The organism is Micromonospora sp. MH33, assembly GCF_003013775.1.
Lineage (GTDB): Bacteria > Actinomycetota > Actinomycetes > Mycobacteriales > Micromonosporaceae > Micromonospora > Micromonospora fulviviridis.
Map to the genome: position 1 here is coordinate 42,217 of NZ_MUYZ01000003.1, position 15,801 is coordinate 58,017.

The 15,801-nt window shown below is 72.2% G+C and carries 13 protein-coding genes; 7 read left to right on the plus strand and 6 right to left on the minus strand.

The features are described 5' to 3' along the window. Window positions 1-348: 348 nt before the first annotated feature. Complete coding sequence (locus tag B0E53_RS01235) at window positions 349-1,164, plus strand: rod shape-determining protein (RefSeq protein WP_107074226.1); 816 nt, start codon at window positions 349-351, stop codon at window positions 1,162-1,164. A gap of 32 nt (window positions 1,165-1,196) precedes the next feature. Beyond that, complete coding sequence (locus B0E53_RS01240; protein ID WP_107074227.1) at window positions 1,197-1,511, plus strand: TraR/DksA C4-type zinc finger protein; 315 nt, start codon at window positions 1,197-1,199, stop codon at window positions 1,509-1,511. A 114-nt stretch (window positions 1,512-1,625) separates the two neighbouring features. Here the strand turns inward: B0E53_RS01240 and B0E53_RS01245 are convergent, their stop codons facing one another. After that, window positions 1,626-2,867: an MFS transporter gene (locus B0E53_RS01245; protein WP_107074228.1), complete on the minus strand. Its 1,242-nt coding sequence runs from the start codon at window positions 2,865-2,867 to the stop codon at window positions 1,626-1,628. Window positions 2,868-2,938: 71 nt separating this feature from the next. Here B0E53_RS01245 and B0E53_RS01250 point away from each other — a divergent pair, with 71 nt between their 5' ends. The 3 genes from B0E53_RS01250 (at window position 2,939) to B0E53_RS01260 (ending at window position 4,634) form a co-directional block, all read left to right on the plus strand. Continuing rightward, a complete protein-coding gene (locus B0E53_RS01250) occupies window positions 2,939-3,781 on the plus strand; it encodes a LysR family transcriptional regulator (RefSeq protein WP_107074229.1) in 843 nt (280 codons plus the stop codon). A 30-nt stretch (window positions 3,782-3,811) separates the two neighbouring features. Beyond that, window positions 3,812-4,102 (plus strand): phosphatase PAP2 family protein, encoded by a 291-nt coding sequence (locus B0E53_RS01255; protein ID WP_246835156.1) that lies wholly within the window; start codon window positions 3,812-3,814, stop codon window positions 4,100-4,102. Window positions 4,103-4,262: 160 nt separating this feature from the next. Continuing rightward, window positions 4,263-4,634, plus strand: a complete 372-nt coding sequence (locus B0E53_RS01260) for a metalloregulator ArsR/SmtB family transcription factor (RefSeq protein WP_107074231.1) — start codon at window positions 4,263-4,265, stop codon at window positions 4,632-4,634. Between the two features lie 128 nt (window positions 4,635-4,762). Here B0E53_RS01260 and B0E53_RS01265 read toward each other — a convergent pair whose 3' ends face one another. Continuing rightward, on the minus strand, window positions 4,763-6,754 hold the full coding sequence (locus tag B0E53_RS01265) for a heavy metal translocating P-type ATPase (RefSeq protein ID WP_107074232.1): 1,992 nt from the start codon (window positions 6,752-6,754) through the stop codon (window positions 4,763-4,765). Between the two features lie 44 nt (window positions 6,755-6,798). Between B0E53_RS01265 and B0E53_RS01270 the strand changes: the two genes are divergently transcribed. After that, on the plus strand, window positions 6,799-7,191 hold the full coding sequence (locus B0E53_RS01270; RefSeq protein ID WP_210405850.1) for a metalloregulator ArsR/SmtB family transcription factor: 393 nt from the start codon (window positions 6,799-6,801) through the stop codon (window positions 7,189-7,191). Window positions 7,192-7,485: 294 nt separating this feature from the next. Here B0E53_RS01270 and B0E53_RS01275 read toward each other — a convergent pair whose 3' ends face one another. Further along, window positions 7,486-8,907, minus strand: coding sequence for a DHA2 family efflux MFS transporter permease subunit (locus B0E53_RS01275; RefSeq protein WP_107074233.1), 1,422 nt, complete (start codon window positions 8,905-8,907; stop codon window positions 7,486-7,488). A gap of 78 nt (window positions 8,908-8,985) precedes the next feature. Between B0E53_RS01275 and B0E53_RS01280 the strand changes: the two genes are divergently transcribed. Beyond that, window positions 8,986-9,531 (plus strand): glutaredoxin domain-containing protein, encoded by a 546-nt coding sequence (locus B0E53_RS01280; RefSeq protein ID WP_246835157.1) that lies wholly within the window; start codon window positions 8,986-8,988, stop codon window positions 9,529-9,531. Here B0E53_RS01280 and B0E53_RS01285 read toward each other — a convergent pair. The 3 genes from B0E53_RS01285 to B0E53_RS01295 form a co-directional block, all read right to left on the minus strand. Then, the gene (locus tag B0E53_RS01285) at window positions 9,528-10,184 is read right to left on the minus strand and encodes a DUF998 domain-containing protein (protein WP_107074234.1); all 657 of its coding nucleotides are present in this window, start codon (window positions 10,182-10,184) and stop codon (window positions 9,528-9,530) included. The two genes, B0E53_RS01280 and B0E53_RS01285, sit on opposite strands and share 4 nt — an antisense overlap. Then, complete coding sequence (gene lysX, locus B0E53_RS01290; protein ID WP_281492821.1) at window positions 10,181-13,516, minus strand: bifunctional lysylphosphatidylglycerol synthetase/lysine--tRNA ligase LysX; 3,336 nt, start codon at window positions 13,514-13,516, stop codon at window positions 10,181-10,183. The genes B0E53_RS01285 and lysX overlap by 4 nt, the downstream gene beginning before the upstream one ends. Window positions 13,517-13,900: 384 nt before the next feature. Continuing rightward, on the minus strand, window positions 13,901-15,730 hold the full coding sequence (locus B0E53_RS01295; protein ID WP_107074235.1) for a CocE/NonD family hydrolase: 1,830 nt from the start codon (window positions 15,728-15,730) through the stop codon (window positions 13,901-13,903). Window positions 15,731-15,801: the final 71 nt, after the last annotated feature.

A 15,801-nucleotide genomic window follows, 5' to 3' on the forward strand; every position in this document is an offset into this window, starting at 1 on the left:
ATGCCAACCCTCTGCTTCCGGGCGACGCTGGAGGTCCGACGCGGTACCCGAACAGCGAGGAGGCGGTGATGATGACCCGCACGCCGGTGGCTACGCCGCCCGTGTCCGCCGGTTGTCCGCCGCTGTGGCGGCTTGGACCGGCCCGGGTTCCCGGTCCGGCCAGCGGTGGCCCGGTCCGGGGCCGGCCGCGTCCCCCCGCCGCCGGCGGACTGCCGACGCCCTTGGGCCCGGCAAGCTGACGCCGTCGCGCGCAGCGGCCTGACGGTCGCCCACCACGGCCTGGCCACCCGCCCACCATCCCGCCCCGTCCACCGGACGGCTGTGCATCGCTACGTAGAAGAGGTCGGTATGTCCGGCAACGTCACTTCCCTTCACCCTCCGGCCCGCACCGGCATGCTGGTCGGCCGGTCCCACACCACTCGCCCGGTGGTGCCCGTCCGCCCCGAGCCGATCGCCGTGGACCTCGGCAGCGCCCAGCTCCGGATCTGGCTGGGACCCGGCGGAGTACTGAGCGTCCCGGTCGGCCAGGGCCTGCGGACACCGGTCGTGCGGCGCGGGCGGATCGTCGACGGCCCGGCCTGCGCCACCGAGCTGCGGCGGCTACTGCGGGACCACCGCACCCCGGTGCCGATGGGGGCGCTCGTCGTCGCCTGCCGTCCGGTACTCGCCACTCCGGCCGACCAGGAAGCGACGCGCCGCGTGCTCAACGCCGTACTCGCGCCGTCCCGACTGCTGTTCGTCGACAGCGTACGGGCGGGCGCCATCGGTGCCGGCGCTGCCGCCGGCACCCTGCTGCTCGCCGACATCGGCGCCCAACTCACCGAGGTGGCCCTGCTGGAGGACGGTCAGGTGGTCGCCGCCCGGCGCGCCGAGGTCGGCACCCGTGACCTGAACCACGCGGTGACCGCCGCCATGCTCGCCGACACCACGACGAGGCTCGTCCGCGAGTTGCGACAGGAGCCGGCGGTGCGGCCGCTGGTCCGCGCCTCCCTGGCCCGGGGCGTGATCGTGGTCGGGGACGGGGCTACCCGACCCGACCTGACCGCCCGGCTGGTCGCCACGCTGGGCGCGACCGTGCACCGCGCCGCCTCACCGCGCACCGCCGCGCTGACCGGCGCCGGTATGGCCGCCGTCGCGGCGACCCGACACCCCGCGAGCGACTGAACTCGACCTTCTGCCCGAGAGGACCAACGACCATGACGCACACCCTGGACGACCGCACCGAGACGCTGCGCGAGCTGCTGGAACGCCAGTTCAGAGAGCACACCGACCAGCTCACGGAGCTGACGCTGCTCTCCCGGCAGCGCGACCACGGCGGCCACGACCCGGACACCCTGCGCCGGCTGATCGAGGTGGCCCAGCAAGGCATTGCCGACACCGCCCAGGCGCTGAGGCGCATGTCCGAGGGCACCTACGGCGTCTGCGAGCGCTGCGGCCAGGACATCCCGAGGGCCCGGCTGGAGATCCTGCCCTCGGCCCGCTTCTGCGTACCGTGCCAGCAACGTGGCTGACCGGTCGGCGGTGCCGGGCCCTGGCGCTGTCCGCGCCGGACGACCCGCCGGAGGGCCGGCGGAAATCCGTCTCGTCCAGACCGTGCCCCCGTGCGCACGATCCGGGCGCGTACCTCATGTCCCGGGCCGGGCGTCGGCCCGGCGCGGCTCACGGCCCGGCGCCCCGGCGCGGCCGGGATCGCTGAGCCGAGACCGCCTTCGCGGCGAACGGCGGGACAGCAGGCCTCCAGTCAGCGCGGCGGCGAGGCCGGCCAGCCCGGCCGCCGCGAAGCCACCCCCTGGCATGGAGGCGTCGATCGCCACCCCGGCGATCGGGGATCCGAGCGCGAAACCCGCGCTCTGCGCCGAGGATTGCAGACCTGTGGCCTCACCCCGCACGCTGGCCGGCGCCAGCCGGCTCACCGCGTCGGCCACCGTGGAAAGGGTCGGCGCGGTGAGAAGCCCGGCGCCGACAACGGCCGCGCACAACCAGGGCCAGTCGTGGGCAAGCCCGGCGGGAATCGTCACGAGCCCGAGCAAGCCGAGCAGCAACCACGTGGGCAGCGGCCGGGACAGCGCGCCGTAGATCAGCCCGCCGGCGACGGAGGCGACGCCGAAGACGGCTACGACCACCGCGGCCCAGGACACCTGACCTGCTTCTTGAAGCGTGGCGACGATGGCGAGGTCCACGCCACTGAGCAGCGTCGTGGCGCCGAACGCCATCGTCAGGACGGCAACAATGCCGGCGCCCAGCCACTCCCGGCGTGGGGGCCGCCCGGTCGCGCCAGCATCCGCCTCGCCGTCGGCACGCAGGGGCGGGTTGAGCAGGGCGATCCCGGCTCCGCCGGCCGCGATGGCGGCGCCGACCCCCCACGCCACCACAGCGGGTGACGTCTTCGCCGCACCCAGGATCACCACCGCCGGGCCCACGATGTACGACAACTCGCCCTGCACCGATTCCAGCGCGAACGCGGCCCGGCGGTGTCCCTCCGTCGTCATCGCGGCGATCGCCTGCCTGGTCACCGCCTGGGCCGGCACCATCAGCAGGCCCGCCACGAAGGCGGCGCCCAGCAGAACCCCGTACGGCAGCATCGGCACGCTCAGCCAGAACACGACCTGCAGTACGACAGTGGCCAGCAGCACGCTACGCAGGCCCCGCTGGTCGATCATGCGGCCGAGCAGCGGCCCGCCCAGCGCCACCCCGGCGGTCAGAGCCGCCGCCACACCGCCCGCTGCCGCGTAACTCATGCCCAGGCCGAGTACGACATGCATCGTCAGCGCCATCACGTCAGCGGTGATCGCGGCACGGGCGAGCAGCGAAACGCCCAGCAGCGCCGCCATTCCTGGCAGGGCGAGCACTTCTCGGTATCTCGTCACCGCATGACGCTAGATCCTCGGCAGGGCCATAGGAACCGCTGAAATTGTTGGAGCGCGCATAATGAATCCTTATGGCCAGGGATCTGGAGACCGCGTTGCTGCGAACGTTCGTGACCGCCGTACGGGCGGGGAGCATCAGCCGCGCCGCCACCACGCTCGGACAAACCCAGCCCGCGCTCAGCCAGCAGTTGCGCGGGCTCGAGAGCGTTGTCGGTCGTCCGCTGCTCTACCGGTCGCCGTCCGGCGTCTCGCCGACCCGGGCGGGTGCGGAGCTCCTGCCGTACGCCGAACGCATACTCTCGCTCTCCGCGCAGGCACTCACCGAGACCGGGCGCGCGCTCACCGGCCGCTGCGGCATCGGACTGCTCGAAGACCTCGCCGCGTCCCAGCTTCCGCAGGCCCTCGCGGATCTCGCCCGGCTGCACCCCGGCGCGACGCTGGAGGTGCTCAGCCTGTCCGACACCGCGATCCGGGAGGCCTACGACGCGGGCCGCGTCCAACTCGTGCTCGACGAGGTGCCGGACCTCCCCGGGCCGCCGCGCTGGACGGTACGCCGCCCGTTGGTCTGGGCGATCGGCCACGGCGTGGACGTGGCCGCCGATCCATTGCCCGTGGTGCTGTTCTCGGGCACGTGCTCCTGGCGCACGTCCGTACTGGAAACGCTGGACCGCGCCGACCGGCGCTGGCGGGTGGCGTTCGAGAGCAACAGCCTGGTCGGTGTGCTCGCCGCGGTACGGGCCGGGCTCGGCGTCGCGGCGCTCATGCCCGCGAACCTCGAACCGGCCATGGCCTGCCACGACGCGGACGGCCTGCCCACCCTGCCGGATGTCGAGCTCGGTCTCGCACGGCACCCGCGGACCGAAGGTGATCCGCTGATCGATGCCGTGGAGACCGCGCTACGACGCATGATCTGAGGCTGCGGCACTCCACGTGTCGGCGCCCTGGTGGCCGGGGCCGTCGCGGCCGGCCTGGTCCTGGTGAGCTGGCGACTCGGCCTGCTGGCCGCGGCCGCCGCCGCGGTGATGGGCTTCGCCCGGATCTACATCGGGGCGCACTATCCGGCCGACGTGCTGGCCGGCTTCGCGGTCGGCGCCACAGTGGCCCTGCTCGGCTACCTGCTCACCCACCGCCCGATCGACGTCGCCCTGGACCGGCTGGACCGCACCCGGCTACGGCCCCTGCTGCGGGCCGGCGACCCGGTGGCCACCGGCCGGGCTGCCCCGGCACGCCGGTGACCGGTCACCTCACCGGCCTCGTCGTTCCTACGGCTACCTGAGGATCGCGCTGCCAACACCCCGTCCGGCCACGGACGCGGCCGGTACCGGGACCCTTCCCGCGGATCGCCGGTGGCCTGGTCCTGGATTCGGCCAGCCTATTGATGGTGTTGGTGCAACGATGCATGACGTGGGAACCCCGAAAACAGCTGCCCCTGGTGTCTCGCCGCTTGCTGGCGAGCCGATCAAACGTGGCGATGCCGAGCGGCTCGCGGGAGTGCTGAAGGCATTCGCCGACCCAGCGCGGCTGCGACTGCTCAGTCTGATCCAGTCCGCTCCCGAGGGCGAGGCGTCCGTCAGTGACCTCACCGCGCCGCTCGGCCTCTCCCAGCCGACCGTCAGTCACCACCTACGGATCCTCACCGAGGCCGGCCTGCTCGAGCGCGAGAAGCGGGGCGTCTGGGCGTACTACCGCCTGGTGCCGTCCGCGATCGCGGCGATCGCCGAGCTGTTGACGCCGCCCCGCAAGCGGGCGACCAGGAAGGCCCGCTGAGCGCCAGTGGCGAAGGCCGCCAGCCATGGCGTCCGCTCTGGTCACGGCCGGTTTGATCCCGCCAAAGGTCCGGCTGGTGCAGACGGCGGCGCCGGGAAGCGCGGATACCGTCCGAACCGCCGCTGGGCTCACGCCGTCCGCCGCCAGGCCGATTGGCGTAGGAGCCGGAGGCCGTTGAGGCCGACGATGACGGTGGAGCCTTCGTGGCCTGCGACGCCCAGGGGCAGGGGCAGGTTGCCTATGAGGTCCCAGGTTACGAGGACGACGATGAACGCCGCGGCGATCAGGAGGTTCGCCTTGACCACTCGGCGGGCTCGCCGGGACAGGTCGATGACGGCGGGCAGCATGCTCAGGTCGTCGCGGACGAGCACGGCGTCAGCGGTTTGGAGGGCGAGGTCTGATCCCCGGCGGCCCATCGCCACGCCCAGGTCTGCCGTTGCCAGGGCGGGGGCGTCGTTCACACCGTCGCCGACGAGGAGGACCCGTTGTCCCTGGGTCTGGATGTCGCGGACCCGGTCGACCTTGTCGGCGGGCAGAAGGCCGGCGTGGGTGTCGGTGATCCCGGCTTCGGCCGCGAGGTGTCGGGCCGCGCCGGGGTTGTCGCCGGTGAGCAGGACGGGTGTGGCGCCGGTGAGGGCGGTGAGGGATTCGACGGTGGCGGCGGCCTGCGGCCGGATGTGGTCGGCGAGGACGAGCACGCCCTGCGGCCGTCCGTCGACGGTAACGACGACGGCGGTGCGGCCGGCGGCCTGGACGTCGGTGACAGCGCGTCGGATCTCGTCGGTGTCGGTGTCGGGTTCGAGTCGTTCGTCGAGCAGGTTGGGCCGGCCGACTGCCACGCGCTTGCCGTCGACGACGGCCGAGACGCCGCGGCCCGGGGTGGAGTCGAAGTCACCGGCAGGCGGGACGAGCAGTCCATGTTCCCGGGCGGCGGTGACGACGGCCACCGCCAAGGGATGCTCGCTCGGGTTCTCGGCCCCCGCGGCCAGCCGGAGCAGTTCGATGGCGTCGATGCCACCGGTGGTGTGAATGCCGGCGAGGCGTGGGGTTCCAGTGGTGAGGGTTCCCGTCTTGTCGAACGCCACCAGGCTGGTGTCGGCGAGTCGTTCCATGACCACGGCGGACTTGACGAGCACACCGTTGCGGCCGGCGACGGCGATGGCGGACAGCAGGGGTGGCATGGTCGCCAGCACCACCGCGCAGGGAGAGGCGACGATCATGAAGGTCATGGCGCGCAGCAGGGTGGGCTGCAGTTCGGCGCCGACGGCGAGCGGGACGCCGAACAGGGCAAGGGTCGCCATGACCACGGCGACGGAGTAGCGCTGTTCGACCTTCTCGATGAACAGCTGGGTCTTCGCCTTGGTGGCGGAGGCCTCCTCGACCAGCGCGACGATGCGGGCGATCACCGACTCGCCGGCCGGCCGGTGCACCTTGGCGACGAGGGCGCCGGTTCCGTTCAGGGTGCCGGCGAACACCTCGTCTCCGGCGGTCTTGGCCACCGGCAGAGGCTCCCCGGTGATCGTCGCCTGGTCGACGTCACTGGCGCCGTCCAGCACGACGGCATCGGCACCGATCCGCTCCCCCGGCCGGATCCGGATGACGTCGTCGACGGCCAGGTCTGCCGTGTCGACGACCTCCTCCTCGCCATCGGGCAGCAGCCGGGTGGCCCGCTCGGGTGCCAGGTCGAGCAGGGCGCGCACCGAGTCGGCGGTCCGGGCAGTCGCGACCGCCTCCAACGCTCCGGAGGTGGCGAAGATGACGATCAGTAGGGCACCGTCGAACACCTGCCCGATGCTCGCCGCCCCAATCGCCGCCACGATCATCAGCAGGTCGACGTCCAGGGTCCGTTCACGAAGCGCGCGCAGGCCCGCGAGCGCCGGCTCCCATCCCCCGGCCGCGTAACACGCGAGGTAGAGGGCCCACCACAGCGCCGGGGGCCCGTCGAGCAGTTGGGCCACACCGCCGAGGGCGAACAGTCCGGTGGCGATCGTCGCCCACCGCACCTCGGTCAGCGCCCAGAAGCGGGCGAGGAGACCGGGGCCGGCGGGGCGGCCGGTGGTGACAGGGGCCGGGGAGAGGGTCGAGCTGGTCACGACAAGCCACAATACCTGCGTAGCCATGAAGGTAAGCAGGCAGATGTGCAGACGAGTACTGGAGCACAGCTATGGTGGGTTCCGTGCACACCACGCTGCCCGACTTTCAGATGCCCAACGAGGAACAGGTCCATCTGGCCGCCGAAGGCTTCCGACTGCTCGCCGACCCGACCAGAATCAAGATCCTCTGGGCTCTGCTCCAGGGCGAGTCGTCGGTGGCCTGCCTCGCGGAACTCGTCGGAGCGAGCCCGACCGCGGTGAGTCAGCACCTCGCGAAGCTGCGGCTCGCCGGCTTGGTGAAGGGGCGGCGGGAAGGAACCTTCGTGCACTACTCCGCAGCCGACAGCCACGTACGGGCGCTGCTCGCGGAGGCCCTGTTCCACGCCGACCACGCGGATCACCCGGACCGACACGACGATCACCCGCACGTGCACGAGTCGAGGCCCGCAGTCAACATCGGTTGAGAGGTTGGCCCGCAGCCTCGCGCCGACCGCCGGCGGGAGGGGCGGCCGGGCCGGCCAGGGTGACGGTGACCAGGCGCTGCACGGCCTCTGGAAGAGGAACGGTGCCAGTGCGCCGCCATGGTGGCGCGCCGAGTGGTCCTGGATGTGCGCACTGGTGTGCAGGGCAGCTTCCAGGCGCACGACGGCCGGGGCGGCAGGGTCGACGGCGGCGGCGAGCAGGTCGGCGCCGGTGGATCAGCCAGGCTCGGGCTGATCCACCGGCGTCCTGTGGGCGGCCGATGGTTCGCGCTCGGATCAGCCGACGCTCACGGGCTCGGCGTCCTCGGCCGGCTGCCGCCTGGCTCCGCGCAGGGTGATTCCGGCGGCGACCGCGCCTGCGGCGGCGATGATCCCGGCGCCGACGAAGGCGGCGGAGTGGCCGTCGGTGAGGGCGGGCAGGTCGCCGAGCCGGTCGGCGCCGGCGGCGGAGGCCACCGCGGTCATCGCGGCCAGACCGAGCGCCGAACCGACCTGGTAGCTGGTGTTGACGATGCCGGAGGCGAGTCCGCCTTCCTCGGGTCGGGCGCTGGAGATCGCCGTACCGAGCGACGGGATGAACGCCAGCGACATGCCCAGCGCGGCGACCAGTGAGGCCGGCAGGACGTCGACGGTGAAGGTGCCGTCGGGGCGGACCAGGGCGAGCCAGCCGAGTCCGATCGCGAGGATCGCGAGGCCGGTGACCACCATGGGCTTCGGGCCGAACCGGGCGATGGCCCGCGGGGCGAGCACGATCATGCCGATCATGATGAGGATCGTCATCGGCAGCAGCGCGGCACCGCTGGGGAAGGCGCTGTAGCCGAGGACCTGTTGCAGGTAGAGGTTGAGGAAGAACCACATGGGGATCCAGGCCGCGCCGAGCAGCAGTTGGGCGATGTTGGCGGCGGCGAGGTTCGGGGCGCGGAAGATCGACAGCCGCATCAGCGGCTCGCGGCGGGATGCCTGGATGGCGACGAACGCGGCCAGGGCGACGACGGCTCCGGCGAGGACCAGCCAGGTCTGCCCGGAGGTCCAGCCCACCTCGGGGGCGCGGACGATTCCGTAGACGGCGGCGCCCAGGCCGAGCGTCACGGTCAGGGCGCCGAGAACGTCCAGAGAGCCACGGCGGGTGCCCCCGGCGGGCATCAGGGTCGGGGTGGCCAGCAGCGCGAGGGCGGCGATGGGAATGTTGATGTAGAAGACCCAGGGCCAGCTGATGTATTCGGTGATGACGCCGCCGAGGAATACGCCGGCGGTGCCACCGGCGGGTGCGGCCGCGCCGTAGAGGGCGAGGGCCCGGGTGAGTTCCCTGGGTTCGGCGCCGAAGAGCATCATCAGCAGGGTGAGCGCTGACGGGGCGATCAGCGCGGCGCCGGCGCCTTGCACGGCGCGGGCGGTGAGTTCGACGGCGACGCTGTCGGCCAGGCCGGCGACGGCGGAGCCGATGAGCAGGATGAGCCAGCCGGCGGCGAACATGCGGCGGGCGCCGAGCAGGTCGGACAGTCGGCCGCCGAGCAGGAGCAGGCCGCCGAACGCGACGACGTAGGCGTTGAAGACCCAGGACAGGTTCTCCGGCGAGAATCCGAGGTCCGCCTGGATGCGCGGTAATGCGACGCCGATGATCGAGGTGTCCATGATGACCATGAACTGGGCGAGGGCGATCAGTCCGAGGGCCCACCAGCGCTTGGACGTGGATGACATGGCAGCAGCTCCTCTTCGTACCCCTAGGGGGTATGGGTAGTGGCAAAGTTCTACCCCCCACCCCGTATCGATCGTCAAGTGACGCGGCCTACGTCCGCCGACTGGCAGGCGATGTGTCGAAGCATTGAAAGGAATACCGGTGAGGGGTATGTTCTGGTTCACGGCCGGCAGCTGGCTGGCCCGCCGCCTGAAGGGGACCCCGCGCGACCCGTCGACGGCATCGCCAGCTGCCCCGGCGACGAGGAGGCCGACCTGACCGTCAACGATCTTCCCCACCACGACGAGCTCGTCGTGTACGGCACCGGCTGGTGCCCCGATGTCCGACGCAGCCGAGCCCTGCTCGACGCTGCTCGCGTCCCGTACCTGTACGTCGACGTCGACGAGGACCAGGCCGCGACCGAACTGGTCCGTCGCCTGCAGCAGGGGCAACGCCGCATTCCCACCCTGGTCTGGCCCGACGGGAGCTTCCTGGTGGAGCCCACCGACGACCAACTACAGGCGCACCTGACCCCCGCAACCGCGAAGCCGGTGGCCGCGCCGGTCGGTCAGCACGCTGAGCTGGGCCAGGACGTACGCCCCGTCTGTGCCACCGCCATCAGCGACCCCGGCACGCCGGCCGGCTAGGACCCGGTGTCACCCTGCGTGGCGACAATGCCGCCGGCGTAGAGCAGCCAGCCGGAGAGGCCGAGCAGCTGGACCCGCTGCCAGGCGCCCAGCGCCGCGTCCGGGTGGGCCACCTCGAGCAGCGTGCCGGCCGTGCCCACCAGCAGCACCGCGGCCACCGCCAGGCCCCAGCGGAACGACGCGCGGCGACCGCGCCGGCTCACCAGCAGCGCGAGCAGGGAAGCCAGCGCGGCGGCGATCGCCACCGACGAGCTGACCGAGTGCCACTGGTCCCGCCAGGACAGCGCGCCCAGCTCCGCCAACCGGGCGCAGCGCACGTCGGCCGAGGGCGCACAGTCCATCGAGCTCACCGTGCCGTCCAGGGCGGTGGCCACGCCGAAGGCGACCAGTCCCCACCAGGCCCACCGCGGCCAGCCCCGGGCCCGCCAGGCCAGTGCCAACCCGGTCGCCGACGCGAGCGCGCCGACGACCAGGTCACCCAGGCCGAACACCAGGTGGTACGGCTGGTCCCGGGCGGCCAGCTCGCTGGCGTACCCGTCGAGGAGGCCGAAGGCCGGGTTCAGCAGCGGCCCGACCAGCCACGACGAGTAAAGGACACCGGCCAGCCCGAGCGCCAGCCCCGGCAGCGCCCGGGCCCGGCCGACCCGGCTCACGAGGAGTCCCGGACCAGCGGGAAGGGCAGTGTCTCCCGGATCGACCGGCCGGTCAGCAGCATCAGCAGCCGGTCCACGCCCAGGCCCAGACCGCCGGTGGGCGGCATGGCGTACTCCAGCGCGGTGAGGAAGTCCTCGTCCAGCTCCATCGCCTCGGGGTCCCCGCCGGCCGCGTTCAACGACTGCGCGGTGAGCCGGCGCCGCTGCTCCGTCGGGTCGACCAGCTCCGAGTACGCGGTGCCCAGCTCCATGCCGAACGCCACCAGGTCCCACCGCTCGGCCAGCCGCGGGTCGTCCCGGTGCTGCCGGGTCAACGGCGATGCGTCGGTCGGGAAGTCCAGGTAGAACGTCGGTGCCTCGGTGCGCGCCTCGACCAGCCGCTCGTACACCTCCAGCAGCACCGCGCCGCGCTCCCAGCGCGGGTCGTACGCGACCCCGGCGGCGTCACAGAGCTTGCGCAGGGCGGCCAGGTCGGTGTCGGCGGAGACCTCCTCGCCGAGCGCCGCGGAGACCGCCTCGTTGACCGTACGGACCGGCCACTCGCCCCCGATGTCCACGGTGTCGCCCGTCCCGGGGCGGCGCACCACCGGCGACCCCTGCACCGCGATCGCCGCGGCGACGATCAGCTCCCGGGCCAGCTCACGCATCACGTGGTAGTCCGCGTACGCCTGGTACGCCTCCAGCACCGTGAACTCCGGGTTGTGGCTGTGGTCGACGCCCTCGTTGCGGAACGCCCGGCCCAGCTCGTACACCCGCTCCATCCCGCCCACGGCCAGCCGCTTCAGATACAGCTCGGGTGCGATCCGCAGGCTCAGGCGCAGGTCGTAGGCGTTGCTGTGGGTGACGAACGGGCGGGCGTTCGCGCCACCGTGCACCCGCTGCAGGATCGGCGTCTCCACCTCCAGGAAGTCCCGGTCGGCCAGGGAGCGCCGCAGGCTGTGCAGTACGGCGCCGCGGGCCCGCAGCAGGTCCCGCGCCGCCGGATCGATGGCGAGGTCGAGGTAGCGCTGCCGGACCCGGGCCTCCGGGTCGGCCAGCCCGTGGTGCTTGTCCGGCAGCGGGCGCAGGCACTTGGCGGTCAGCCGCCAGTCGGCCACCCGCACCGACACCTCGCCGCGCCGGGTCGCGTACACCTCGCCGGTCGCGCCGACGTGGTCGCCGATGTCGACGGTGGCACGCCACCGCTCCAGGTCGTGCTCCAGCATCAACTGCAGGTCGCCGCTGCCGTCCCGGATCGTCGCGAAACAGACGCCCCCGTGGTCCCGGACCAGCAGCACCCGGCCGGCCACCGACACGCTCTCCCCCGTGCCGGTGTCCGGCGCCAACCCGGCGTGCCGTGCCCGCACCGCCGCGCAGCCGTCGGTACGCGCGAAACCCACCGGGTACGGGTCGACGCCCTCGGCGCGCAGCCGGTCCAGCTTCGCCAGGCGTACCCGGGTCTGCTCGGGGAGGTGCACCTCGGCCGGCTCCGGCGGCACGGCCCGGACCGTCGCGGCGGCCGGCGGCACGTAGCCCACTCCGCCGCCGGCCGGCGGCGCGCCCTGCAGCGGGCTGGGCCGCCCGCCCGGCAGGGCGACGAAGCCCTCGGCGACCGCCGCGGCGAGGCCCACCCGGGCCAACTCCCGGCGCTCTCCGAAGCACAGGTAGCGCGGTGTCCAATGCGGCTGGTACTTGGCGTTGGAGAGGTACAGCGACTCCAGTTGCCACCAGCGGGAGAAGAAGAGCAGGGTGTGCCGCCACAGCCGGATGACCGGGCCGGCGCCGATCCTGGCGCCCTGCTCGAAAACCGACCGGAACACCGCGAAGTTCAGCGACACCCGTTCGACGCCGAGCCGGGGTGCCGCACCCATCAGCGCCGCGACCAGGAACTCCGTGATCCCGTTCTCGGCCGACCGGTCCCGGCGCATCAGGTCCAGCGAGAGCCCGTCGGCTCCCCACGGGCTCAGCGACAGCAGCGCCCGCACCCGGCCGTCCGCGTCCCGCGCCTCGACGAGCACGCAGTCGCCGTCGGCCGGGTCGCCGAGCCGGCCCAGCGCCATCGAGAAGCCCCGCTCGTGTTCGGTGTCCCGCCAGGCGGTGGCCAGGCTGGCCAGCCCGGACAGCTCCACCGCCGGGATCTCCGCGTGCCGGCGCACCCGGGCCGTGTAGCCGGCCCGCTCCACCCGGTGCACGGCCTGGCGGACCGGGCGCATGTCCCGCCCGTCCAGGTCGAACTCGCGGGCCAGCAGGATCGCCTCGTCCCCCAGGTGCAGCACCTTCAGCCCGTGCCGGTGGTACGCCTTGGCGCCCGCCTCGCTGGTGCCCATCACCGCCGGGGTCCAGGCGTACGCGCTGGCCTGTTCGAGCCACGCCTCGATGGCCGGCCCCCACGCCTCCGGGTCCCCCACCGGGTCCCCGCTGGCCAGGCTGACTCCATTGACCACCCGGTAGGTGATCGCCGCCTTGCCGCTGGGCGAGAAGATCGCCGCCTTGTCCCGGCGGGTGGCGAAGTAGCCGAGCGAGTCGCGCCCGCCGTGCCGGGCGAGCAGTTCCCGGATCCGCTCCTCCTCGTCGGGGTGCAGCACGGCGGCGGCCCGCTGCGACCGGAGCAGGGTGAAGAGGCCGGCGATGAAGGCGATCCCGCCGAAGCCGCCGAGCAGCAGGTTGACCCATCCGGGCGCCTGCCCCTGCCGGGTGACGTCCAGGGTAATGGCGCCGCCGAACACCTTCTCGACGGCGTAGCCGAGCCGGTCCACCCAGGTTCGCAGGCTGCCCGGCTCGACGAGGAGCAGCAGGTAGCCGAGCCCGACCGCGACCGCCGCCAGCCCGAGGAAGACTCCGAGGGCCCGCCGGACGCTGCCGCTGCGTACCCGGGCGTAGAAGACCCCGCGGGCGGCCAGCAGCAGGGCCAGGGCCGCGGCGGCGAAGACGATGCCGACCCACACCCCGACCGTCTCCAGCGAGTTGAACAGCCGTTCCCCGGCGTCATCGGTGAGGTCGTTGCCGCCGACCATCAGGAGCAGCACGCCGGCCAGCACGCCGACGGCCAGGCTGAGGGTGAAGTAGCCGACCAGCACCCAGTACGCCAGCCGCTTGCGGCGCAGCACCGCCGAGGCGAGGGTGCCGAGGAAGACCGCGTACGCCAGGTTCGCGGGGGCGGGCAGCAGCAGGGCGTCGATGGCGGTGCGGACCGGCTGGATGTCGGAGCGGACGGCGCTGCTCAGCGCGGCCAGCGCGCAGACGACCGCGATCACCCAGAGCAGCGTGGCGAAGGCCCGGGGCACCTGGCGTCGCCAGTCCCGGTCGGCGCGCCGGGCGTCCGCCACGGTCCGCGACGCGGTGCTCGGGGTCAACGTGGCCTCCTTCGTGCCGATGACGCCCCGGCGTCGACCGGCCCATCGTAGCCACGCCCGCCGTCGGGCCTGCTACGAAGCACACCGTCCCAGACCCGCGATGCCATCAAGATCACCCGGTTGAGGAAGTAGTACAACCAGATCGCAGCGATGCGGCGCATCGCCAGTCTGTACCGCAGTCGGGCGCTGGGTATGGCCGGCGCTCTGGGTCTGGGTCGCTGGTCACCCAACCGAGCAGGTCCGACTCGGATGAACCGGCCCCTGACGACCACGCTGCTCCCATGCCTCCGACAGGTGCCGACAACTACAGCGCCCCGCCGGGGTCAAGGGACGCAACGGGCTGCCTGGCACCCGCCAGGCGAGTGCCAGGCAGCCGGTGCTTGGTCAGCCCTGCTTCGAAACGCTCAGCGGGAAGGTGGGGGCGCCGACGTTGTCGAGCGTGATGCTGTTCGCCACCACATATTGGTCCAGGTACGGCGATCGGTCACCCTGGGTGGGCGTGTCGAACCGCGGGTCCTGCACCTCCAGGGCGAGCCGTGCGTCGGTGACCGTGATCGTCTGACCGGAGGGAGTGCCGCGCCAGCCCCTTGAGGTGATGGTCCCAATCTGGACCCCCAGCTGATGTTCCGGCTGGAAGGTCCAGTCCGTCGCCTTCAGGGCCAACGAGGTCGATCCGCTGTGGTCCAGCACTGCGACGTTCTCGTTGAACATCGTCGCCTTGCCGTCCGGAGCGACGTCCCACAGCCGTACCCAGACGTTGCCCTGTCCCCGGGTCTTCAGCGTGATCTCCGGCGTGCCCGTGATCCGCACCTGCTCCGAGGCGGACGTGGAGAAGGTCCAGTAGCTGTTGCCGGGTGCGTCGGCGCTGAACAGAGCCGTCTGGTCGGTCGCCGGCGAACCGGGTTCCGGCGTGTACTCGATGTCCGAGCCCGAGGCCTCCGGCGCGGTCATCGGCTGGGCCGTCCTCTGCGCCTGGCCGCCGTCGTCGACGTACTGCCCGGACGACAGCTTCACCTTGTACGCGTCGTTGGTCACCGGCCAGGTCGGCTGGGCGCGCCAGTTCCCGAGACTGTCCTCGACGGAGAACGCCGGGTCGGCCATCGACGGTTCGATGCCGCGCAGGTGCTGGTCGTAGAACCGCATCACCTCGTCGAACCAGCCCGCTCGCCCCATCTTGAGCTGGCCCTTGCCGTTGGTCTCGTTGCCGCGCACGTGTTCCCACTGGCCGAGCCAACCGCGCTCCGGACCCTGGTGGTTGGCCAGGTACTTCTGCATCTCCTCGGGCTTGGTGTTGTCCTCGATGAAGCCTGACGTGACGAACAGCGGCGTCTGGGAACCGGCGGCACGGGAAGCGAAGTCACGGGCACGCCAGAACGCCGACTTCGGGTCAGGGTTCTGGGTGTTGGTGCGGTTGGCGCTCTCGCACTCGGGGTGATTCTTCTCGTACTCCGCGTTCGCCTTGTAGTGGTCGCTGTCATCGGCCAGCGGCCGCATCGTCGCGATCGAGTAGTAGCTCCGGGGGCTACTGGTCGCGTTGGAACGCGGCACTCCGTTGCTGAACAGATAGTTGTACCTGTTCCACGTCGGTTCCTGGGCAACGATCGCCCGCAGGGGCTGGAGCTTGAGGACGTTGGCCGCCAGCCCGGTGTTGGCGTCGTACGACTTGCCGTACATGCCCACCTTGCCGGTCGACCACGGCTGGCTCGCCGCCCACTCGACGGCCGCCGTGATGTCGGCCTGCTCCCCCGGGCCGAGGAAGTCCAGGCACCCCGTGCTGCCGCCGAAGCCGCGCAGGTCGACCATCACGAAGGTGTATCCGCGCTCCATGAGCCGTGCGCCGTCGACCAGGTCCTGAAAGCGCGCCGACGGCCCGACCCGATCCCACCCGGCGGGAGAGGTCTCCCCCGCGTGCGAGAAATACGGCCCCACCGAGAGGATCACCGGCGTCTTCACATCCGGCGACAGGTGTGCCGGGCGCAGCACGTCGGCATGCAACTCGACCCCACTGCCGTCCGAGGACGGGAAGTACGTCTCCGTCCACGCGGCCCCCTCGGGAACCCGTGGGTTCTCGTCATGGGTGATCGGGGCGTCAGCTGCCGCGGACGCCGGAGCCGCCTGTGCCACCGACGGCAGGGCGCCCGTGGTGAGGCTCGTGATGATGGCCAGGGCACCGACCGCCGCGACGGGCGAGACTGCCCTCCTTCGAAGGTTCATCCATCCTCCACCCAACTCCAGACGAGGTCGCCTGGTCAGCCATCGAGGCTAGTGATCTTCGACGGTCATGG